We start from the raw sequence: 20,630 nt of genomic DNA, 5'->3' as shown, positions 1-20,630 counted from the left end.
CGTTTGCGCGGTCAGTTCCCGAGGATCGAACGCGCGAGTCCGATCAATGCGAGCACTTCGCCGGTCTGACGGTCGACCTGATAGACGTATCCGTTCGAACGCCAGTAGGTCCGATTGTCGTTTAAACCGTAGCGATTCGGGTCGCGGATCAGGACGTAGTCACCAATGATCCGGTCGCCGCGACGCCAGCGGTGGTCGGCGTCTCGCCATGCGTCATCGCGCTCGTCGTCATGGCGATAGCTCTTCTTGGCGAGGCCCGGCGGGCGGCAGCCATTGTTCTTCTTGGCCAGCCCCGGCGGGCAGCCCTTGTAATTGCGCTCCGCGTGGCCGCGGTCCTTCTTCCACTTGCCGTGGCCATGCCCGTCGGCAAGGGCCGCACCGGGCAGAAGGCTCGCCCCGAGGGCGGCGGCGAGGGTAAGCTGGGTCAGGCGTTTCATGTGACCTCTCCTTTCCATAAGCGCCTCAGGCGCGTCTCGGGATATAAATGACCATACCTGCCGAGCCGTTCCATTGCGGAATCGAAACATACCTTCTCACAAGCAAGACCCCGCCGAAGACACACAGTCCTTCGGCGGGGTCCGGCTCGCCCAAGGGCGAACTGAGGTCGTAGGGGTTACTTCTTGCAGGTGTTGACGCCCAGCATCGAATAAAGCGGGCAGGTGCCCAGCAACCCGGTCGCAAGCGGGATCAACCCGATCCAGTACAGCCAGTGATAGGGGCTGGGCGGGGTGACGAAGAAGCCGATGATCAGGGCCAGCCCGATCACGATGCGCAGAGTGCGGTCGATGCCGCCGACATTGTTCTTGAACATGCAAAGCCCTTTCGGTGGCGCAGTTTCCTTTGATCTTGATACTGTTACGCAAGCTCAAGCGGCAAGGATTAACTGCTGGAGGCGCGGTGACGCGCCCCCGCTCAGCTGCGCGAGCGCTTCTCGAACCGCGGCAGCATGGCCGAGAAATCGCGCCCCTTGCCGCCTTCGGCTTCCACGAAAGCTGCGTAGAGCGCGGAGGCGAGCTTGCCCATCGGCGTGTCGGCATCGGCGCTCTCGGCAGCCTGCTGGCTCAGCCGCAGGTCCTTGAGCATCAGTTCGGCCGCGAAGCCCGGCTTGTAGTCGTTGTCGGCAGGCGATTGCGGCCCAACCCCCGGCGCGGGGCAATAGGTGTTCATCGACCAGCTCTGACCGGAAGAGGTCGAGACCACGTCGAACATCTTCTCGCGGTCGAGGCCCAGCTTGTCGGCCAGCGCGAAGGCTTCGCAGGTCGCGATCATCGTCACGCCGAGGATCATGTTGTTGCAGATCTTGGCCGACTGGCCCGCGCCCGCTTCACCGCAATGCACGGCCTTCTGGCCCATCACGTCGAAGAGCGGCTTCACGATCTCGAAGCTTTTCGCGTCACCGCCCACCATGAAGGTCAGCGTGCCGTTGGTCGCGCCACCCACGCCGCCGGAGACCGGCGCGTCGAGCGCACCGAGGCCGCGATCCGCCGCCATCGCCGCGACCGCTTTCGCGCTATCGACATCGACGGTCGAGCAATCGCACAGCACCGCATCTTCCTGCATCGCCGGGATCACTTCCTTGGCGACGTCGCGCAGGATCTGGCCATTGGGCAGCATGGTGATGACGACCTCGGCCTCCTGCGCCGCCGCGGCTGCGGTCGTCGCCTGACCCACGCCCTCGGGCGGCGGGGCGGTGAGGTCGAAGCCGATCACTTTGTGCCCCGCGGCGACCAGATTGGCCGCCATCGGCCCACCCATGTTTCCAAGCCCGATAAATGCGATTTTCATGGTGTCTCCTCCCAGATGGCCCATTCGGGGCCGAGCGGCTCCAGCATCTGCGCGACCGCCTCTTCCGGCAGCGCATCCAGAGCGTATTTCCATTGCGGATTGCGATCCTTGTCGATGATCTGCGCCCGCACGCCCTCGAGAAAATCACCTAGTTCCGCCGCACGCCAGGTAAAGCGGAACTCATGGGTGAGGGCGGCGCGGATGGTGTTCTCGGCGCGGGTCATGCGGATCAGGCGCAGCGTCGCTTCCATCGAGAGCGCGGAGTTGCGCAGCACCGTCTTGTAGGTCTTCTCGGCGAACTCGCTGCCCGAAGTCTCGAGCTTGGCGACGATCGCGGCGAGGTTTTCGGCCCAGAAAATCCGGTCGATCTCGGGGCGTAGGGCCTCCAGCTTGCCGGGCTCGGGCGAGGTGCGCGGATGGGGCAGGATGTCGATATTGCCGGTCTCGATGAGCCGGGTCTTCAGATCGTCCCAATCGGCCTCGGGCACGAACATATCGGCGAACCCCGCGTACAGCGCGTCTGTCGCGTTCATCCGCGCCCCGGTCAGGCCGAGATATTCGCCCACATGGCCGGGCGCGCGCGCCAGTAACAGCGTGCCGCCCACGTCCGGGATCAGCCCGATTCCGCTTTCGGGCATCGCCACTTGCGTGCTCTCGCCCACGATCCGGTGGCTGGCATGGCCGCCGACGCCGACGCCGCCGCCCATCACGAAGCCCTGCATGAAGGCGACGACGGGTTTGGGATATTCCGCGATCTTGGCGTTCATCCGGTATTCGTCGCGCCAGAAATCGCGCCCCGGCGCATAGTCGCCCGCAATCCCGGCCCGATAGACGGCGGCGATATCGCCGCCCGAGCAGAAGGCGCGATCACCCACCGCGTCGATTATGACAAGATCGACCTCCGGGTCGTCGCGCCACGCGTCGAGCGCCGCCTCGATCGCCATGGCCATGTCGTGATCGAGCGCGTTGAGCGCCTTGGGTCGATTGAAGGTCAGCCGTCCGGCGCGACCTTCTTTCCGTGCGATCATCGTTTCTTCGGTCATCCACGCTCCGCCAGCATCGCGCGACTGATGATCAGCCGCATGATTTCATTCGTGCCTTCAAGGATCTGGTGCACTCGCAGGTCGCGTACGAGCTTCTCGATCCCGTAATCGGCAAGATAGCCGTAACCACCATGCAATTGCAGGCATTGGTTTGCCACATCGAATGAGGCATCCGTCACATAGAGTTTAGCCATGGCGCAGAACTTCGTTGCATCATGGGTCTTGTTGTCGAGCTTCCATGCCGCCTGACGCAGGAAGGTGCGCGCGGATTCGAGTTTCACCTCCATTTCGGCGAGGCGGAATTGCAGCGCCTGGAACTGATCGAGCGATTTGCCGAAGGCCTTGCGCTCGCCCATATAGGCCAGCGTCTTGGTCAGCGCGGCCTGCGCGCCGCCCAAGGCAGAGGCCGCGATGTTGAGACGCCCGCCATCGAGGCCTGCCATCGCATAACTGAAACCTTTGCCCTCTTCGCCCAGCAGATTCTCCGCCGGAATGTGGCAATCGTCGAATTGCACCTGCGCGGTCGGCTGGGCTTTCCAGCCCATTTTGCGCTCCAACCCGCCGAAGCTGAGACCCTTTGCGCCGTCCTCGACGACCACGGTGGAGATGCCCTTGGGCCCCGGATCGCCGGTGCGGACCATCGTCACGTAGACATCCGAATAGCCGCCGCCCGAGATGAACGCCTTGGTGCCGTTGAGCACCCAGCCCTCGTTCGAACGCTCGGCCTTGGTGCGCAATGCCGCCGCGTCGGAGCCCGAGCCCGGCTCGGTCAGGCAGTAGGAGAAGACTTTCTTCATGCTGACCAGATCGGGCAGCCAGCGCGCCTTGTCCTCGTCCGAGCCGAACTTGTCGATCATGCCGCCGCACATGTTGTGGATCGACAGGAAAGACCCAACGGCGGGGCAGGACATCGCCAGGGCCTCGAAGACGAGCGTGGCATCGAGGCGCGACAGGCCCGATCCGCCATAGTCTTCGGAGACGTAAATGCCGCCCAGACCCAGCTCGGCCACTTTCGGCCAGAGCTCTTTCGGGATCGTGCCGGCCTCTTCCCACGCCTCGGCATGGGGGGCGATCTCGTCTTGCCCGAAGGCGTAAGCCATATCGAAAATGGCCTGCTGTTCCTCGCTGAGCGCGTAATCCATGAAACTCCTCCCCGAGCTCACTTTCGGCAAAGGCTCGACCTCAACCGGATGAATTGAACACCCGTTTAATTTCGAATCCTTGCGAGAGTTTTGCAAGGGGGGAGCATCGAGGGAAGGGGGCGGGCTGTCAGCCCGCCAGATAATCCGCGATCACCGAGTGCGAGCCGCGCGCCCAGACGTCGTTCAGAAGGGCGGTGAATTTCGCCACCACCTCGGTATTCTCGGCCAGATCGCCGTAGATTTCCGACATTTCCAGCCACGCGGCGGGACGTTCCTTCGCCAGCTTCGACTGCGCGACGAGGTGATCCCAGTTCGGATCGTTCGGCGCGATCTCCGCCCCGGTCTCGCTGGTGCCGTAGCAATAGCGGCACCACAGCGCGCTTTCGAGGATCAGCCCGGTGCAATCGCGACCTTGTGCGACGCAGTCGTTGATCGAAGTGATGATGAACTTCGGCTGCCGGTTCGAACCATCGAGGCAGAGGCGGCGGATCGTGTCGGCCACTTCCGGGTTCGAGAAGCGATCGAGGATCAGCTGCTTGTAATCATTGAGATCTGTCTCTGGCACCGGCGGCACGATGGGCAGGATCTCGGTCGTCTCGATCTTGTCGAGATAGGCGCGAATCTGATCGTCGGCCATGGCCTCATGCGCGTATTCGATGTCGCGCAGCCCGGCGGCATAGGCGATGATCGCGTGCCCGCCGTTGAGGATGCGGATTTTCATCGTCTCAAACCGGTCGACCGCATCGGTGAAGGTCACGCCGACCTTCTCCAGCGCCGGACGGCCTGCGGGGAAAATGTCCTCCATCACCCATTGGCGGAAGGGCTCGCAGGTGACGGGGGCGGCGTCTTCGATCCCGAAGCTTTGGGCCAGCGCACGCTCGCGCGGGCCGGTGGCGGGGGTGATCCGGTCCACCATCGAGTTCGGGAAGGCGACATTGGCCTTGATCCACGCGCTCAATTCCGGGTCCGACAGTTCCGCCAGCCCGCAGACCGCGTCGCGCGTGACATGGCCGTTATGGGGGACGTTGTCGCAGCACATCACGGTGAAGGGCGGCACGCCCGAAGCACGGCGTGCTTTCAGCGCCGCGATGATCGCGCCGAAGGCGGTCTCGGGGGCGTCGGGATTGGCCGCATCGGCCTGAATGTCGGGATGGGTCGGGCTGAACGTCCCGGTCTTGGGGTCGATGTAATAGCCGCCCTCGGTCACTGTGAGCGACACGATCCGCACGCTGGGCTGCGACATCGCGGCGATCAGCGGGGCGTTGCCCGAGGCGACCTCGGCGAAACCGACCATCGCGCCGATCACGCGGGCCGATTTTGCCGCCGGGTCCAGCTCGATCACACTATACAGACAGTCCTGCGCTAGAACCGCCTCGCGCATCTTCGCATCGCCCGCGCGCACGCCCGCGCCCATGAGCGCCCAGTCATGGCCTTCGCCCAGGTTGAACAGATCGTCGAGATAGACCGCCTGATGCGCCCGGTGGAAATTGCCGCAGCCGATATGAACGATGCCGGGGGTGAGCGCCGCACGGTCGTAACCGGGGCGCGCCACGTCTGCGGGAAGCTCGGAGAGGGTGTCGTTGGAAAGTGTCATGTCAGCTCATCCAGTTTCCGCCGTCGACATTGTAGGTCTGGGCGACGATGTATTCGGCCTCGTCCGAGGCGAGGAAAACGGCCATGCCGGTCAGGTCGGCAGCCGTGCCCATGCGACCAAAGGGAACGGACTCGCCCACCTCTTTTTTCTTCTGGCCCAAGGGTTTGTTCTCGTATTTCGCGAAGAAGGCGTCGACGCCGTCCCAATGCTCGCCGTCGACCACTCCGGGTGCGATTGCGTTCACGTTGATGCCGTGTTCGATCAGGTTCAGACCCGCCGATTGGGTGAGGCTGATGACAGCGGCCTTCGAGGCGCAATAGACCGCCACCAGAGCCTCGCCACGCCGCCCGGCCTGAGACGCCATGTTGATGATCTTGCCGCCACGGGCTTGCGCGATCATCTCTTTCGCCGCCGCCTGCATCATGAACAGCGTGCCTTCGACATTGATCTTGAAGACGCGGGCGTAGTCTTCGTGGGTGATCTCCACGAGTGGGGCCGCGGTGAAGATCGCTGCGTTGTTGATCAGGATGTCGATCCCGCCCGAGGCGCGCATCTTCTCCATCGCGGCGTCGATGCTGGCCGCGTCGGTCACGTCGAGCTTCAGTGCGACCGCGCCGATCTCGGCTGCGGTGTCCTCGGCCCGCGCGATGTCGATATCGCCGATCACGACCTCCGCGCCTTCCGCGATATATTTCTCCGCGAAGGCGCGCCCGATCCCGCGGGCAGCCCCGGTGATCAGGGCGCGTTTACCACTCAGTCGCATCAGATTGCCTGTCCTTGCGCGTCGAATTTGTGAAGCTGGCTCAGATCGGGCGTCAGGTAGACCTTGTCGCCCGAATGCAGACCGATCTCGCCACCGCCGCGCACGTTGATCAGGCCAAACTTGGTGTCGACATGCAGGAACGTGTCGGAGCCCAGATGCTCGGAGACGCCGACGGTGCCTTCCCACGCGCCTTCCGTGGTCGAGACCTCGATATGCTCGGGGCGGATGCCGATGCTGTCGGCCCCGTATTTCGCGGCCTCGTCGCCTTCGATGAAGTTCATCTTCGGCGAGCCGATGAAGCCCGCGACGAACTTGTTGCGCGGGGTGCGATAGAGCTCGAGCGGCGAGCCGACCTGTTCGATCCGGCCAGCCTGCAGCACGACGATCTTGTCGGCCATGGTCATCGCCTCGACCTGATCGTGCGTCACATAGACCATCGTGGTCTTCAGCTTCTGGTGCAGTTCCGAGATTTCGAGACGCATGTTCACGCGCAGCGCCGCATCGAGGTTCGACAGCGGTTCGTCGAACAGGAACGCCGCCGGTTCACGCACGATGGCACGACCGATCGCGACCCGCTGACGCTGACCGCCCGAGAGCTGGCCGGGACGGCGGTCGAGATAATCGGTGAGGTTGAGAATGCGCGCGGCATTGTCGACCTTCTCCTTCGCCGCCGCCTGATCGAGCTTCGCCATCTTCAGCGGGAAGGCGATGTTCTTGCGCACCGACATATGCGGGTAGAGCGCGTAGCTTTGGAACACCATCGCCAGACCGCGCTTGGCGGGGGGAAGTTCGGCCGAAGGTTGACCGTTGATCTCGATCTCACCGCCGGAGACATCTTCTAGGCCCGCGATCAGGCGCAGAAGGGTGGATTTGCCGCAGCCCGAGGGGCCGACGAAGACGACGAACTCGCCATCGTTGATTTCCAGATCGAGCGGCGGGATCACCTCGACATCGCCGAAGGCCTTGCGGACGCCCTTGAGGGTTATTTGTCCCATGGGTTTAGCTCCTTATTTCACGGCGCCGAAGGTCAGGCCACGTACCAACTGTTTCTGGCTGAACCAGCCGAGGATCAGGATCGGTGCGATAGCGAGCGTCGAGGCGGCAGAGAGTTTCGCGTAAAACAGCCCTTCGGGGCTGGAATAGGCGGCAATGAAAGCGGTGAGGGGGGCGGCTTTCGCCGCAGTCAGGTTCAGGGTCCAGAACGCTTCGTTCCAGGCGAGGATCACGTTGAGCAGAAGCGTCGAGGCGATACCGGGCACAGCCATCGGGGTGAGCACGTAGAGGATCTCGCCCCCCAGCGTCGCCCCGTCCATGCGCGCGGCTTCGAGGATGTCCTTCGGGATTTCCTTGAAGTAGGTGAAGAGCATCCAGATCACGATCGGCAGGTTCATCAGGCACAGCACGATGACCAGACCGGTCCGCGTATCCAGAAGGCCCCAGTCGCGGAACATCAGGTAGATCGGGACGAGCACGCCCACCGCGGGCATCATCTTCGTGGACAGCATCCACATCAGCACGTCCTTGGTGCGCTTGCCCGGGACGAAGGCCATGGCCCAAGCCGAGGGGATTGCGATGACCAGCGCCAGCAGGGTGGAGCCGAACGAGATCACCACCGAGTTCATGAAGTGGCGGAAGTAGTTCGAGCGTTCCTGCACGACATTGTAGCTGTCGAAGGTCCAGGCCGAGGTCAGCACGTCCCACGGGGCCTTGATCGCGTTGCCCTCGGTCTTGAACGACAGGATGATCGTCCAGAGGATCGGGAAGAAGATCACGAAGGCCAGCGCCCATGCGATCACTGTCATGATCACGCGGCGGCGGTTGGAGATTTTGCGCGCCATTGGATTACGCCTCCAGGTTCTTGCCGATCATCCGCATCAGGAAGATCGCGACAATATTTGCGAGGATCACGGCGACCACACCGCCCGCGGCGCCTCCGCCCACGTCGAATTGCAGCAGCGACTGGACATAGACGAGGTAGGTGAGGGTGGTGGACGCGTTGCCCGGGCCGCCATTCGTGGTCACGAGGATTTCCGCGAAGGTGGACAGCAGGAAGATCGTTTGAATGAGGATCACGACGGTCGCGGCACGCGCCAGATGCGGCAGCATGATGTAGAAGAACCGCGACAGCGCACCGGCACCGTCCATCTCGGCGGCCTCTAGCTGCTCGCTATCGAGCGATTGCAGCGCGGTCAGCAGGATCAGCGTCGCGAAGGGCAGCCACTGCCATGCCACGATAATGGTGATCGAGAGCATCGGCGCATGGGCGAGAAAGTCGTAAGGTTGCAGCCCTATGGCCTTGGCGAGATAGGCAAAAATGCCGTTCACCGGATTATAGAGCATATTCTTCCAGACCAGCGCAGACACGGTCGGCATCACGAAGAACGGCGCGATCACGAGGACTCGCACGATGCCTTGGCCGAAGATCGGCTGATCGAGCAGCAGCGCCAGCAGGATGCCACCGAACACGGTGATCAGAAGGACACCCCCCACCAGTACCAGCGTATTGATCAACGCGGTGAAGAAGGCAGGATCGGTCAGGAAGTAATAGTAATTGTCCCAGCCAACGAAGCCGCCCTGACCGGGCATCAACAGGTTGTAGCGCTGGAACGAGAACCAGATCGTCATGCCCAATGGCACTGCCATCCAAAGAAACAGCAAGATGACGGATGGCGAAATCATAAGGCGCGCGGCAGAGCGCGAGGCTTGCGTGGACATCGGTCCGGCTCCGGTTATCGGGAGTTGCAAAAAAGAGGCACGGGGCGGTCAGACCCAATATGACCGCCCCGGCCAGGGAGGGGGCAGGTTACTTGATGTAACCGGCCTTCTTCATCTCACGCTCGGTCAGGCTTTGTGCGTTTTGCAGCGCCTGATCGGCCGAGACTTGCCCTGCGAGAGCCGCCGAGAACTGCTGGCCGACAGCGGTGCCGAGGGCTTGGAATTCGGGGATCGCGACGAACTGGACGCCGGTGTAAGGCACCTCGTTCACCGAAGGATGCTGCGGGTCAGCCGCGTCGATCGACTTGATGGTCAGATCGGCGAAGGGGGCCGCTTCTTGATACTTCGGGTTGTCGTAGAGCGAAGTACGGGTGCCCGGGGGAACGTTCGCCCAGCCCTCTTTCTCCGCCACGAGCTCGGTGTAGTGCTTCGAGGTAGCCCATTCGATGAAGGTCTTGGCGGCGTCTTCCTTCTGGGTACCAGCCGGGATCGCCAGCGACCAAGCCCAGAGCCAGTTCGCGTTCTTGTCGACGCCTTCCTTGTGCGGAGCCATCGCGAAGCCGACCTTGTCTGCCACGGTCGAGTCCTGCGGGTTGGTCACGAAGGAGGCTGCAACGGTCGCATCCATCCACATGCCGCATTTGCCCTGCTGGAACAGCGCCAGGTTCTCGTTGAAGCCGTTCGACGAAGCGCCGGGCGGGCCGTAGTTGTTCATCAGGTCGAGATAGGTGGTCAGGGTCTCTTTCCACGCTTCGCCGTCGAATTGCGGTTTCCAGTCCATGTCGAACCACTGACCGCCCATCGAGTTATTCATGGCGCTCAGGAAGGCCATGTTCTCGCCCCAGCCGGCCTTGCCGCGCAGACAGATGCCGTAGACTTCGTTGTCCTTGTCGGTCATCGCCTTGGCGGCTTTTTCGATGTCGGCCCAGGTCGGCTTCTCGGGCATTTCCATCCCGGCCTTTTCCATCAGGTCCTTGCGATACATCACGAAGGAGCTTTCGCCGTAGAAGGGCGCGGCATAGAGCTTGCCGTCGACCGTCAGGCCCGAGCGGATCGCGGGCAGCAGGTCGTTCACGTCATAGCTGTCGGGCATGCCGTCGAGCGGCACGAGCCAGCCTTGCTTGCCCCAGATCGGAACCTCGTAGGTGCCGATGGTCAGCACGTCGAACTGACCGCCCTTGGTCGCGATGTCGGTGGTGACCTTCTGGCGCAGAACGTTTTCTTCCAGCGTGACCCATTCGACTTTGATGTCGGGATGCTCGGCGTAGAAGTCGTCCATCAGGCCCTGCATGCGGACCATGTCGCCGTTGTTCACGGTTGCGACGGTGATGGTGGTCTCGGCAGCCGCGGCAGTCGCAAGCGCGCCAAGAGCACAGGCGCCCATGAGCGCCCGGATCGTGTAAGTCATAGATTTCCTCCCTTGAGTTTTGAGCATATGCCCAAACTGTGAGAAAATATTCACAAACGCGACCTAAACTGTCAATCCAGAATTACTGCGATGTCTTGATTAATTGTTAACGCTGACAGTAACGCCTTGTTTCGGCGTCAGTCTTCCAACAGGGCCTGGGCCGTCGGCTCATCGGTCACGAGCCCGTTGAGAAGCCCGCCTGCGAGGGCTGCACGAATCGCGACCAGTTTCGATGGGCCGGCTGCGATGCCGATCACCGGGGCCTCGCGCTTGGGCTCGATCCGGAACGAGCCGAAGCGCGCCGTGGTGGGGGTGGCGATGTAATTGCCCTGCGCATCGTAGAAAGAGCCCACGAGCTCGCCCACGCCGCCTGCGGCACGCAATTCCTCCAGCTCGGCAAGGGTGACGAAGCCATCCTTGTAGACCGGCGCGTCCTCGCCCAACTGACCGACGCCCACGAAGGTCGCATCCGCCGCCGCCGCAAGCCGCTGCACCGCCTGAACCGGCTTGAGCTTGTCGAACATCGCGCGCTCTTCCACAGTTTCCGAGATCACCGGCACCAGCATCGGGTAATGCGGCAGGCGCAGCTTGTCGGCCATCCGCATGATGACGTCGTAGAACGAGGCGGAGCCGTCCGGGGCGATGTTGCCGATCAGCGAGACGATCTTATGCGCGGTCGCGGGGCGCTGCATCACCTCGTTCACCATCGCCGAGAGCGAGCGCCCGGTGCCGAAGGCGATCACCTGCGGCTCGGAGCGTGCGAGGATGCGTTCGAGAAGCGTGGCCGCGAAGGCCGCAGTGGCCGCAGAGGGATCGCCCCGTTCGCCCAGCGAGGGTGCGACGCGCGCTGTCTGCAGCCCGAAGCGCCGGATCAGCGCGGCTTCCAGTTCCAGACAGGCCCCGATCTTGTGCTCGATGCGCACCCGCACCAGCCCCTCGGAGACCGCGCGGCTCACCAGCCGCTGCGCGCGCTGGCGCGAGACGCCCAGTTCGGCGGCGATCTGGTCCTGCGTCATTCCGCCGACATAATAGAGCCATCCGGCCCGTGCCGCCTCGTCATCGCGCGAGGTTTCGGCGTCACTCATACGGTTCACGAATCTTTCTCCCTAGTCGGCTCATTCTGGAAGAACTCGGTGAAATGCGCAAATTCGCGATGCGGCTGCGCGTCCTCGGGCGGGGTCAGATCGCGCCCGGCCAGATGGCTGCCGCCGGTGAAGCGCCACACTTCCATTCCCGCCGCAAGCCCGGCGCGGATGCCGTTGAGGCTGTCCTCGATTACCAGCGTGCGGGCAGGGGCCGCGCCCATCGTCTTGGCCGCATGGAGGAACAGATCGGGGGCGGGTTTGCCATGCGCGACCTCGCTTGCCGTGAACAACCGGTCGCCCACCAGCTTGCGCAGCCCCGCGATTTCCAGCGAGCGTTCCGCGCGCGGCTGGCTCGACGAGGTGGCCACGCACCACGGCACGTCCAGCCTCTCCATCACATCGGCCACGCCCGGCATGACCTGCAACTCGCGCTCGAACGCGTCCAGAAGCCGCGCGCGATACTGCGCCTCGAATTCCTCCGGCAGATCGAGCCCGAATTCGTAGCGGATCTGCTTCATCACGGTGGGGTAGGACCGTCCGAGGAAATGCCGCGCGACATAGTCGAGGTCGATCGACACTCGCAGCTTGGCCAGCTCGTCGATCAGCATCTGCGCCGAGATGATCTCGGAATCGATCAGCACCCCGTCGCAGTCGAAAATCACCAGCTCGGTCATGGTTCCTCCCCCTGTCCTTCGCGCAGCGATAGCGCGCGAAAGCAGGGATGGCCAGAGGCGGGGAGGGACGGTCAGGCTGCGGCGCCTTGCGCGCCGATCCCGGTCACGCGCAGCACGATTGCGCCCGCGCCGAACAGGAAGATCGCCATCATGCCGAGCCACCCGACCCAGGGGATCATGCAGATGAGCGCCCCGATCACGGCGCCGCCGAAGGCGGCGAGCGCGCATTCTCCATTGGTGACGGGATGGCCGCGCCCGATCAGATCATGCGCCCAGGCGCCGATAACCCAGATGCCCACGATATAGCCGCCGAAGCCCAGCACCAGCACCCCGAACAGCGAGAAGGGAATAAGCACGATGCCGATCACCGTCATCGCGAGCAGCAGGATCGACCCAACCAGCGCCGAAAGCCCGATGAAGCCTGCAAGCCCTGCGCGCAACGGATGGGCGAGGCTGCGTTGGCGCATCCGGTCCATGAAGCCCGGTGCGAAGACCGCAAGAAGCGTGGCCACGATCCCGACCACGAGCACGCCGCCCAGCCAGTCGCGGGTCTCGATGAGGTAATTGCGCTCCGGGGCTACGCGCGACTTCGCCTGCTCGAACTCCTTCGCCTCATGGATGCTGACCTGATCGGCCGGGGCGACGCTGGTGGGCACGCTCACCTCGCCGGGCGTGTCGGTGTAGACTTGGACCTTGCCGGTGACCGTCGCGCCATCGCCCCAGGTGACGGTCTTTGTCCCCAGCACCAGATCGCCCGAGATCTCGGTGTCGATCTGCGCGTCGTCGGCGCCGATGATCACGCTGCCCGCGACCGGCGCCTCTAGCCGGACCTGCTGGCCCATCGCGCGCAGGTTGCCCGAGATCGGCCCCTTGATGGTGAGCGCCTGACCCGCAAGCGTGGCCGCGCCCGCCACCGGGGCGTCGAGGTCGATATCCTGTCCCGCCGCGTAGAGATTGCCGCCCACCCGCGCGCCAATCACGATATTCTGGCCCGCCAGATGCGCTGCGCCGGTGATCGGGCTGCCCAAGGTTACGTGCTGACCGGCGGCGAAAAGATCGTGGGTGTTCTCGCCCGTCGCACTCACGGTGCGGCCTGCGAGATAGGCGTCGCCGCCGAAGCGCCAGTCTTGAGTTTCCTCAGCCGCCGCGACCGAGGCGGCCAGCGCGACAGCGAGGCAGGCGAGGGATTTGACGAGGAAATTGCGCAACATGACCGGGGCCCTCCAGCGAAATTGACGTTGGGGGAAGTATAGCGCCATTCGTTCGCGGCCCCGTGACATAGCTCAATGCGCGCATGAAAACCTGCGATTTACGCATGTGAAAAGGGGCGCCCCTTTCGGAGCGCCCCTTCCCAATAGATCCCTGAAGCGGGAACGGCTGATTACATCATGCCGCCCATGCCGCCCATGCCGCCCATGTCGGGAGCACCGCCAGCGCCTTTCGGCTCCGGCTTCTCGGCGATCATCGCTTCGGTGGTGATCAGCAGGCCAGCAACCGAGGCCGCGTCTTCGAGCGCGGTGCGGGTCACTTTCGCCGGGTCGATCACGCCGAACTCGAACATGTTGCCATATTCTTCGGTCTGCGCGTTGAAGCCGAAGTTCAGGTCGTCGCTCTCGCGGACCTTACCGGCCACGACAGCACCGTCCACACCGGCGTTCTCGGCGATCTGACGCAGCGGCGCTTCGAGAGCGCGCTTGACGATCGCGATGCCGGCTTCCTGGTCGGAGTTCGCACCGGTGAGACCGGCGAGCACTTTCGCGCCCTGCACGAGGCTGACGCCACCGCCGACGACGATGCCTTCCTGAACGGCCGCACGGGTCGCGTTCAGAGCGTCGTCCACACGGTCCTTGCGCTCTTTCACTTCGACTTCGGTCATGCCGCCGACGCGGATGACAGCAACGCCACCGGCCAGTTTCGCGACGCGCTCTTGCAGCTTCTCGCGGTCGTAGTCCGAGGTGGTTTCCTCGATCTGGGTGCGGATCTGGCTGACGCGCGCTTCGATCTCGGCCTTGTCACCAGCGCCTTCGACGATGGTGGTGTCGTCCTTGGTGATGGTCACCTTCTTGGCGGTGCCCAGCATGTCCATGCCGACGTTCTCGAGCTTCATGCCGAGGTCTTCCGAGATCACCTGGCCGCCGGTGAGGACAGCGATGTCCTGCAGCATGGCCTTGCGGCGGTCGCCGAAGCCCGGTGCTTTCACGGCTGCGATCTTCAGGCCGCCGCGCAGCTTGTTGACCACGAGGGTCGCGAGCGCTTCGCCTTCGACGTCTTCACCGATGATGAGGAGCGGCTTTTGCGACTGGATGACCTGCTCGAGGAGCGGGACCATCGGCTGCAGCGACGAGAGCTTCTTCTCGTGGAGCAGGATGTAGCAGTCTTCGAGTTCCGCGACCATCTTGTCGGGGTTGGTCACGAAGTAGGGCGACAGGTAGCCACGGTCGAACTGCATGCCTTCGACGACTTCGACTTCGGTCTCCATGCCGCGGGCTTCTTCCACGGTGATGACGCCGTCATTGCCGACTTTCTGCATCGCGTTGGCGATCATTTTGCCGATGGCTTCTTCGCCGTTCGCCGAGATGGTGCCGACCTGAGCGACTTCGTCCGAGTCCTTGACCGGGCGAGCAGCGCTCTTGATCGCGTCGACGACTTTCGAGGTCGCGAGATCGATGCCGCGCTTGAGGTCCATCGGGTTCATGCCAGCGGCCACGGCTTTCAGGCCGTCCTTGACGATCGCCTGAGCGAGCACGGTGGCGGTGGTGGTGCCGTCGCCAGCCTCGTCATTGGTGCGCGAGGCGACTTCTTTCACCATTTGCGCGCCCATGTTCTCGAACTTGTCCGAAAGTTCGATCTCTTTGGCGACCGACACACCGTCCTTGGTGATGCGCGGCGAGCCGAACGACTTTTCGATCACGACGTTGCGGCCTTTCGGGCCCAGCGTGACCTTCACCGCGTCGGCGAGGATGTTGACGCCGTCGAGCATACGATCGCGGGCGTCGGTGGAGAATTTCACGTCCTTGGCTGCCATGTTTGTTGGCTCCTTGACTGAGTTGTTCTTGGGATATCAGGGGGTCTCGGTAAAGGCAGGGCGCCTTACGAGATGATGCCCATGATGTCGCTTTCTTTCATGATGAGCAGCTCTTCGCCGTCGAGGGTCACTTCCGTGCCCGACCACTTGCCGAAGAGAACGCGGTCGCCTGCTTTGACGCCCGGTGCGATCAGCTCGCCCGATTCCTTGCGCGCGCCGTCACCCACTGCGACAACTTCACCCTCTGCGGGCTTTTCTTTCGCGCTGTCGGGGATGATCAGGCCACCCTTGGTTTTTTCTTCGCTCTCCACGCGCTTGACCAGCACACGGTCATGAAGCGGTTTGAATGCCATCTGGGTCACTCCCTAAAGGTTCCAGGTTCGAAAACTTTTAGCACTCGTCACTGGTGAGTGCTAACGATGGCGGAGTTAGTCATTGGGGTGGGCGGGTGTCAATAACCGGATGACGAATTTTTTGCGTCAATTCGAGCGATCCGGGCGCGGCGATTTCGCCTCTATGCGGAATGCAGATCGCGTGGCACTCTCGCCGTCATGAAACTCGCCACGTTCCTTCGGCCGCTGCTGGCCCCCGCGCTCTCGCTCTGCCTTGCACTGCCCGCTTGGGCCGAGTGCCGCGGCAAGAATATTTTCGATGCGCTGCCCGCAGCCGAGCAGGAGGCGCTCACCGCCGAGGCCGATTCCGCGCCCTTCTCTCGCGGATTGCTGTTCTCTGCAACCAAAGGCGAGGAAAAGATCACGCTGGCTGGCACTTACCACCTTCCCGATCCGCGCCATGACAAGCTTGTCGGCACGCTCTCGAAGGCGCTCGACGATGCGTCGCGGCTTCTGGTGGAGGCCGGTCCGGACGAGCAGGGGAAGCTGGAACATGCGATCAAGACCGACCCGACGCTGATGTTCTCGACCGGCAAGACGCTGCCGCAGATGATGTCGGAGCAGGACTGGAACATGACCAAGGCGGCGCTGGCGGCCCACGGGATGCCCGCCTTCCTCGCGGCCAAGATGCGGCCCGCTTTCGTGGCGATGACGCTCTCGCTTCCGCCTTGTGCGACGGCCGAGCTTGCGAAGGGGCAGGGTGGTCTGGACCTGCAGGTGATGACCGCGGCCGAGGCCGATGGCGTGCCGGTCGAGGCGCTCGAGCCGTGGGATACCGTCTTCAAGCTCTTCAACGGGATCACCGAGGCCGAAGCGCTGGAGATGCTGCGCGCGGCGGTGATCGGCGCGCCCCTGGCCGACGATATGGGCGTGACGATGGGCGATCTCTATTTCCGGGGCGAGCCGCGTCTGATCTGGGAACTGGCGCGCTATCAGGCGGTCGCGGCGGGCATGGATGCCGACGAGGTCGAGCGCCAGATGAAGCTTTCCGAGGACCTTTTGATGGTGGCGCGCAACCAGAACTGGCTGCCCGAGATCGAGGCAGCGGCAGAGGATGGCCCGGTCGTCGTGGCGGTGGGCGCGCTGCATCTGTCCGGCGAAGAGGGGCTGTTGCGTCTGCTCGAAAAGGACGGCTGGACGATCAAGCGGCTCGATAGCTGATCAGTTGAAATGCCGCCTTTGCGGGGCGCCCGCCCAAGGTTCGGCCGCGCCCCTTTCCGCATTGCCAGACCCCTAGGTGACAAGCCCAGACACAGCGCCTATAACCTGCGCCGACAGATGATTATCCGAGAGGATCTCCCCATGACGATTAAGGTTTTTGGCCATAAGGCTCCCGACACCGACTCCACCGGCTCGCCCATCGCCTGGGCGTGGTATCTCAATGATGTCAAAGGCACTCCGGCCAAGCCCTGCTTGCTGGGCGAGCCCAACACCGAGGCCGCTTTCGTCATCGAACATTGGGGTCTCGACAAGCCCGAGATCATCTCCGACGTGGAAGAAGGCGAGGACGTGGTCGTCGTCGACACCAACAACCCCGCCGAGCTGCCGAGTGGCATCAACGCGGCCAACGTCATTCAGATCATCGACCACCATAAGCTGACCGGCGGGATCGAGACCAAGGGCCCGATCGACATCACGATGCGCCCGCTCGCCTGCACCGCGACCATCCTCTACGATCTGATGGGCGACGACGTGGCGAAAGCGCCGCGCGGCATCAAGGGCGCGATGCTCAGCTGCATTCTGTCGGACACGCTGGAATTCCGCTCGCCCACCACGACCGATCACGACCGCGCCGTCTGCGACGCGCTGGCATCGGATCTGGGCATCGACATGCACGAGCTGGCCGAGAAGATGTTCGAAGCGAAATCGGACGTCTCCGCCTTCTCCGATGCGGAACTGCTGCGGATGGATTCCAAGGAATACCCGGTCGACGGCACGAGCTTCCGCGTCTCCGTGCTGGAGACCACCGCGCCGAAGATGGTGCTGGACCGGAAGGCCTCGTTGATGTCCTCGATGGAAGAGGTCGCGAAGGAAGACGGCGTCGATCAGGTGCTGCTGTTCGTGATCGACATCCTGAAGGAAGAGGCGACGCTGCTGGTGCCGAACGATCTGGTGAAGGGCGTGGCTGAGAAGAGCTTCGACACCACGGTCGAGGGCGACACGGTGGTGCTGCCGGGCGTGATGAGCCGGAAAAAGCAGATCATTCCGTCGCTCAAGGTCTGAGCCTTTCGGGATTGGAATTGGGTAAGGGGCGTCTGGTCGGACGCCCCTTTTTCGTTTGGTCGGGTAGAAGGGCGCTCGCCGGTCCGTGGGGTGGCGTGGCCTGAGTTTTGAACGAAGGCGCTTTATGCCTGCCAAGCCTCCCACAGTATGAACGATGTGTGCGGGTGGCAATGCGCCAGCCCGTCGGGACGGACCGGCGCGCGCCCTGCGCCTTCGGCGCGTTCCGCGCGCCATCGCAAAGCCCCCGAGGCTCGGGCGCTGCCCTCAGCCCCTCACGCCTCCATGGTCCCCGTTTCCACAAACCGCTGGTGCCAGCTCAGCGCCTCGCCCAGCAGGTTCGGGGCGTGATTAGCGAAGCTGCCTTTCTTCGCGCGCTCGAAATAGTCGCGCAGCATCGGGCGATAGGCGGGATGGGCGCAGGTCTCGATGATCGTCTCGGCGCGCTGCTTCGGAGACAGCCCCCGCAGATCCGCCAGACCCTGCTCGGTCACGATCACCTGCACATCCTGCGCGATGTGATCGACATGGGCGGCCATCGGCACGATCGCGGAAATCTTGCCGCCCTTCGCGACCGACGGCGTCATGAAAATCGACACATAGCCGTTGCGCGCGAAATCTCCTGAACCGCCGATGCCGTTCTGGATCTTCGAGCCCATCACGTGGGTCGAGTTCACGTTGCCGTAGATATCCGCCTCGATCAGCCCGTTCATCGCGATACAGCCCAGACGGCGCACAAGCTCGGGGTGGTTCGAGATCTCCTGCGGACGCAGGATCAGCTTGTCTCGGAAATAGGCGGCGTTGTCGTTGAAATACTGCGCCTTCTCGGGCGAGAGCGAAAACGCCGTGGCCGAGGCCATGCGCAGCTTGCCCGCCTCGATCATGTCGAGCATCCCGTCCTGAATGACCTCGGTGAAGGCGGTCATCTGGTCGAAGGGCGCCTCGATCAGCCCGGCCATCACGGCATTGGGCACATTGCCCACGCCCGATTGCAGCGGCAGAAGCCCGCGCGGCAGGCGGCCCTGTTTCACCTCGTTGCCGAGGAAATCGAGGATATGGCCCGCAATCGCCTCGGCCACCGCATCGGGCGGGCTGAAGGGTGCGTTGCGGTCGGGCGCGTCGGTCTCGACCACGGCCACGACTTTCTCGGGATCGACCTCGAAATAGGTCTGCCCGATCCGGTCGTCGGGTTTCACCAGCGGGATCGGCACGCGGTTCGGGGGCAGGGCGGTGCCGTAATAAATGTCATGCATCCCCTCCAGAAGCGGCGATTGCCAGCGGTTCACTTCGAGGATGATCTTGTCGGCACAATCGAGCCAGGTCTTGTTGTTGCCGACCGAGCTCGACGGGATCAGCTTGCCGTCCTCGGTGATGCCGGAGATCTCGATCACCGCCGTGTCGAGCTTGCCCATGAACCCCATCCACGCCATCGGCGCGACCTGGCTCAGGTGCATGTCGAAATATTTCATCTGACCCGCATTGATCCGCTCGCGCGCGATCGGGTCGGAATTGTAGGGCAGGCGGAATTCGATCCCGTCGGCCTTCGCCAGGGCGCCGTCCAGCTCGGGACCCGTCGAGGCGCCCGACCAGATCTTGACCTTGAACGGTCGGCCCGCCGCGTGCTCAGCTTCGATCCGCGCAGCCAGCGCCATCGGCACCGCCTTGGGATAGCCCGAGCCGGTGAAGCCCGACATGCCGATGGTCGCGCCATTGTCGATCAGCTCTGCAGCCTCTTCGGCCGACATCACCTTGGCGGCGAGCCCGGCATGGGCTTTGCGGATCGTATGGTTCATGAGCAAGCGCCTCCTTCGCGATGGTTCGGTCGCGATGGCGCGGAACGGGGCTCCTCTCTGCCCCGCATGGCCGCGCGACCTGGTGTTCCGGTGACGAGGAACGCGAGGTTGCGCGGGATGTCCATGTTTGGCAGATATGCGCCGAGTGCATAACAAATGTCGCGGGGCGCATGGCATATCGATCTCAGCGCCAGTGGCGCAGAGATCAGGCTTCGGCAAAACCCATCGAAATCAGGGCATTGGCGAAATCGTCATTGGTGAAGGGCTTGATCAGCATCTTGCCTTCGGGAAACCCGTCCATCATCACAGATTGTTCATCATATCCGGTCGAGTAGAGGATCGGCACCGCACGTTCGCGCAGCGCCTTGGCGGCTTCCAGCGAGGTTTCGTCGCCAAGATTGATGTCGAGCAGTGCCATCGAGATGTCATTGCCGCCAGCGATATGGAGCAATGCTTCTTCGACAGTGCCGAAGATGACCACATCGCGCGCGCCGAATTCGCTCAGCATCGCGGCCGCATCATAGGCCACGATCATCGCGTCTTCGAGCACCAGCGCGGTGCCGTCGATCCGAGGGGGGGAACAAAGAGTCACGAGGACCGCCTAGCCGCGAGGCGGGCACCGCTTACGCGGATCTCGCTTCGTTCGTGTTGGAAAATCCGGGGCATCAGCTTCCTGTCCTTGCAGATTACTGCATTTGGAGGGGGGATAGGATCGGGATCGATCCGACGTCAGTATAACGCTTTTAGGCTTCAGCCCGATTGTCGGTGCGCTGAGAGGCCTCTTGGACCTTAGTGCACCTCGTAATCTCCGGGGTCATTTAACTATGACATACTGCTGCAAAGCGTCTAGCTGGCATGAATCCCACAGGGCTGCCTGTTACACAAGCGATCGTGAACATGCGGGGCGCAGATAGTGAGGGAAATAAGGGGAAATACGGAATCCACCCACGAAATTTGAAAGGAACCTGCCACGGTCCTTCGCGTTGCCTTA

Annotated in this window: 20 protein-coding genes; 2 read left to right on the top strand and 18 right to left on the bottom strand. The window is 63.2% G+C overall.

Translation table 11 applies throughout. From position 1 onward, the window contains the following. Positions 1 to 11: 11 nt before the first annotated feature. The 16 genes from ACZ7GB_RS01055 to groES form a co-directional block, all read right to left on the bottom strand. On the bottom strand, positions 12 to 437 hold the full coding sequence (locus ACZ7GB_RS01055; protein ID WP_472157318.1) for an excinuclease ABC subunit A: 426 nt from the start codon (positions 435 to 437) through the stop codon (positions 12 to 14). Between the two features lie 176 nt (positions 438 to 613). Continuing rightward, positions 614 to 811 (bottom strand): YgaP family membrane protein, encoded by a 198-nt coding sequence (locus tag ACZ7GB_RS01050; RefSeq protein WP_078539421.1) that lies wholly within the window; start codon positions 809 to 811, stop codon positions 614 to 616. A gap of 101 nt (positions 812 to 912) precedes the next feature. Further along, complete coding sequence (gene mmsB / locus ACZ7GB_RS01045; RefSeq protein WP_078546801.1) at positions 913 to 1,785, bottom strand: 3-hydroxyisobutyrate dehydrogenase; 873 nt, start codon at positions 1,783 to 1,785, stop codon at positions 913 to 915. Continuing rightward, positions 1,782 to 2,828, bottom strand: a complete 1,047-nt coding sequence (locus tag ACZ7GB_RS01040; RefSeq protein ID WP_472157316.1) for an enoyl-CoA hydratase/isomerase family protein — start codon at positions 2,826 to 2,828, stop codon at positions 1,782 to 1,784. Before ACZ7GB_RS01040 ends, mmsB begins: the two co-directional genes overlap by 4 nt. Then, entirely contained in the window at positions 2,825 to 3,970 is a 1,146-nt protein-coding gene (locus ACZ7GB_RS01035; protein WP_078570342.1) for an acyl-CoA dehydrogenase family protein, read from the bottom strand. Before ACZ7GB_RS01035 ends, ACZ7GB_RS01040 begins: the two co-directional genes overlap by 4 nt. 127 nt (positions 3,971 to 4,097) lie before the next feature. After that, the gene (locus ACZ7GB_RS01030) at positions 4,098 to 5,564 is read right to left on the bottom strand and encodes a mannitol dehydrogenase family protein (RefSeq protein WP_472157315.1); all 1,467 of its coding nucleotides are present in this window, start codon (positions 5,562 to 5,564) and stop codon (positions 4,098 to 4,100) included. Between the two features lies 1 nt (position 5,565). Then, on the bottom strand, positions 5,566 to 6,330 hold the full coding sequence (locus ACZ7GB_RS01025) for an L-iditol 2-dehydrogenase (protein WP_472157897.1): 765 nt from the start codon (positions 6,328 to 6,330) through the stop codon (positions 5,566 to 5,568). Next, entirely contained in the window at positions 6,327 to 7,322 is a 996-nt protein-coding gene (locus ACZ7GB_RS01020; protein ID WP_472157314.1) for an ABC transporter ATP-binding protein, read from the bottom strand. The genes ACZ7GB_RS01025 and ACZ7GB_RS01020 overlap by 4 nt, the downstream gene beginning before the upstream one ends. A gap of 12 nt (positions 7,323 to 7,334) precedes the next feature. Beyond that, on the bottom strand, positions 7,335 to 8,165 hold the full coding sequence (locus ACZ7GB_RS01015; RefSeq protein WP_078546811.1) for a carbohydrate ABC transporter permease: 831 nt from the start codon (positions 8,163 to 8,165) through the stop codon (positions 7,335 to 7,337). 4 nt (positions 8,166 to 8,169) lie between these two features. Further along, positions 8,170 to 9,042, bottom strand: a complete 873-nt coding sequence (locus ACZ7GB_RS01010) for a carbohydrate ABC transporter permease (protein ID WP_078546814.1) — start codon at positions 9,040 to 9,042, stop codon at positions 8,170 to 8,172. An 88-nt stretch (positions 9,043 to 9,130) separates the two neighbouring features. Then, positions 9,131 to 10,450 carry an ABC transporter substrate-binding protein gene (locus ACZ7GB_RS01005; protein WP_472157312.1) on the bottom strand — a complete coding sequence of 440 codons (1,320 nt, stop codon included), beginning with the start codon at positions 10,448 to 10,450 and terminating at the stop codon, positions 9,131 to 9,133. A gap of 137 nt (positions 10,451 to 10,587) precedes the next feature. Beyond that, positions 10,588 to 11,535, bottom strand: a complete 948-nt coding sequence (locus ACZ7GB_RS01000) for a sugar-binding transcriptional regulator (RefSeq protein WP_078570347.1) — start codon at positions 11,533 to 11,535, stop codon at positions 10,588 to 10,590. A 5-nt stretch (positions 11,536 to 11,540) separates the two neighbouring features. Beyond that, positions 11,541 to 12,209, bottom strand: coding sequence for an HAD family hydrolase (locus ACZ7GB_RS00995; protein ID WP_078546820.1), 669 nt, complete (start codon positions 12,207 to 12,209; stop codon positions 11,541 to 11,543). 71 nt (positions 12,210 to 12,280) lie between these two features. After that, complete coding sequence (locus tag ACZ7GB_RS00990) at positions 12,281 to 13,420, bottom strand: DUF8173 domain-containing protein (RefSeq protein WP_472157310.1); 1,140 nt, start codon at positions 13,418 to 13,420, stop codon at positions 12,281 to 12,283. Positions 13,421 to 13,590: 170 nt separating this feature from the next. Further along, positions 13,591 to 15,234 (bottom strand): chaperonin GroEL, encoded by a 1,644-nt coding sequence (gene groL / locus ACZ7GB_RS00985; RefSeq protein WP_078519292.1) that lies wholly within the window; start codon positions 15,232 to 15,234, stop codon positions 13,591 to 13,593. A gap of 65 nt (positions 15,235 to 15,299) precedes the next feature. Next, positions 15,300 to 15,587 (bottom strand): co-chaperone GroES, encoded by a 288-nt coding sequence (gene groES / locus ACZ7GB_RS00980; RefSeq protein ID WP_075774612.1) that lies wholly within the window; start codon positions 15,585 to 15,587, stop codon positions 15,300 to 15,302. Between the two features lie 198 nt (positions 15,588 to 15,785). Between groES and ACZ7GB_RS00975 the strand changes: the two genes are divergently transcribed. Further along, on the top strand, positions 15,786 to 16,787 hold the full coding sequence (locus tag ACZ7GB_RS00975; protein WP_472157308.1) for a TraB/GumN family protein: 1,002 nt from the start codon (positions 15,786 to 15,788) through the stop codon (positions 16,785 to 16,787). A gap of 141 nt (positions 16,788 to 16,928) precedes the next feature. Then, on the top strand, positions 16,929 to 17,849 hold the full coding sequence (locus ACZ7GB_RS00970; protein ID WP_472157306.1) for a manganese-dependent inorganic pyrophosphatase: 921 nt from the start codon (positions 16,929 to 16,931) through the stop codon (positions 17,847 to 17,849). Between the two features lie 272 nt (positions 17,850 to 18,121). Here ACZ7GB_RS00970 and ACZ7GB_RS00965 read toward each other — a convergent pair whose 3' ends face one another. Both ACZ7GB_RS00965 and ACZ7GB_RS00960 read right to left on the bottom strand, forming a co-directional pair. Continuing rightward, positions 18,122 to 19,639, bottom strand: coding sequence for an acetyl-CoA hydrolase/transferase family protein (locus tag ACZ7GB_RS00965; protein WP_078519289.1), 1,518 nt, complete (start codon positions 19,637 to 19,639; stop codon positions 18,122 to 18,124). Between the two features lie 205 nt (positions 19,640 to 19,844). After that, a complete protein-coding gene (locus ACZ7GB_RS00960; RefSeq protein ID WP_083075284.1) occupies positions 19,845 to 20,231 on the bottom strand; it encodes a response regulator in 387 nt (128 codons plus the stop codon). Positions 20,232 to 20,630: the final 399 nt, after the last annotated feature.

The organism is Thioclava sp. PTB-PU3-1 (assembly GCF_055666785.1).
Note: the sequence above shows the minus strand (reverse complement) of the source record. Positions and strands in the feature narration are given on the sequence as shown.

Coding starts and splice junctions, on each gene's coding strand:
- ACZ7GB_RS00970 (WP_472157306.1), top strand. CDS start 16,929: ATGACGATTAAGGTTTTTGGCCATAAGGCTCCCGACACCGACTCCACC.
- ACZ7GB_RS01035 (WP_078570342.1), bottom strand. CDS start 3,970: ATGGATTACGCGCTCAGCGAGGAACAGCAGGCCATTTTCGATATGGCT.
- ACZ7GB_RS00975 (WP_472157308.1), top strand. CDS start 15,786: ATGAAACTCGCCACGTTCCTTCGGCCGCTGCTGGCCCCCGCGCTCTCG.
- ACZ7GB_RS00990 (WP_472157310.1), bottom strand. CDS start 13,420: ATGTTGCGCAATTTCCTCGTCAAATCCCTCGCCTGCCTCGCTGTCGCG.
- mmsB (WP_078546801.1), bottom strand. CDS start 1,785: ATGAAAATCGCATTTATCGGGCTTGGAAACATGGGTGGGCCGATGGCG.
- ACZ7GB_RS01010 (WP_078546814.1), bottom strand. CDS start 9,042: ATGTCCACGCAAGCCTCGCGCTCTGCCGCGCGCCTTATGATTTCGCCA.
- ACZ7GB_RS01020 (WP_472157314.1), bottom strand. CDS start 7,322: ATGGGACAAATAACCCTCAAGGGCGTCCGCAAGGCCTTCGGCGATGTC.
- ACZ7GB_RS01050 (WP_078539421.1), bottom strand. CDS start 811: ATGTTCAAGAACAATGTCGGCGGCATCGACCGCACTCTGCGCATCGTG.
- ACZ7GB_RS01015 (WP_078546811.1), bottom strand. CDS start 8,165: ATGGCGCGCAAAATCTCCAACCGCCGCCGCGTGATCATGACAGTGATC.
- ACZ7GB_RS01000 (WP_078570347.1), bottom strand. CDS start 11,535: ATGAGTGACGCCGAAACCTCGCGCGATGACGAGGCGGCACGGGCCGGA.
- ACZ7GB_RS01005 (WP_472157312.1), bottom strand. CDS start 10,450: ATGACTTACACGATCCGGGCGCTCATGGGCGCCTGTGCTCTTGGCGCG.
- ACZ7GB_RS00965 (WP_078519289.1), bottom strand. CDS start 19,639: ATGAACCATACGATCCGCAAAGCCCATGCCGGGCTCGCCGCCAAGGTG.
- groL (WP_078519292.1), bottom strand. CDS start 15,234: ATGGCAGCCAAGGACGTGAAATTCTCCACCGACGCCCGCGATCGTATG.
- ACZ7GB_RS00995 (WP_078546820.1), bottom strand. CDS start 12,209: ATGACCGAGCTGGTGATTTTCGACTGCGACGGGGTGCTGATCGATTCC.
- ACZ7GB_RS01055 (WP_472157318.1), bottom strand. CDS start 437: ATGAAACGCCTGACCCAGCTTACCCTCGCCGCCGCCCTCGGGGCGAGC.
- ACZ7GB_RS01030 (WP_472157315.1), bottom strand. CDS start 5,564: ATGACACTTTCCAACGACACCCTCTCCGAGCTTCCCGCAGACGTGGCG.
- groES (WP_075774612.1), bottom strand. CDS start 15,587: ATGGCATTCAAACCGCTTCATGACCGTGTGCTGGTCAAGCGCGTGGAG.
- ACZ7GB_RS01040 (WP_472157316.1), bottom strand. CDS start 2,828: ATGACCGAAGAAACGATGATCGCACGGAAAGAAGGTCGCGCCGGACGG.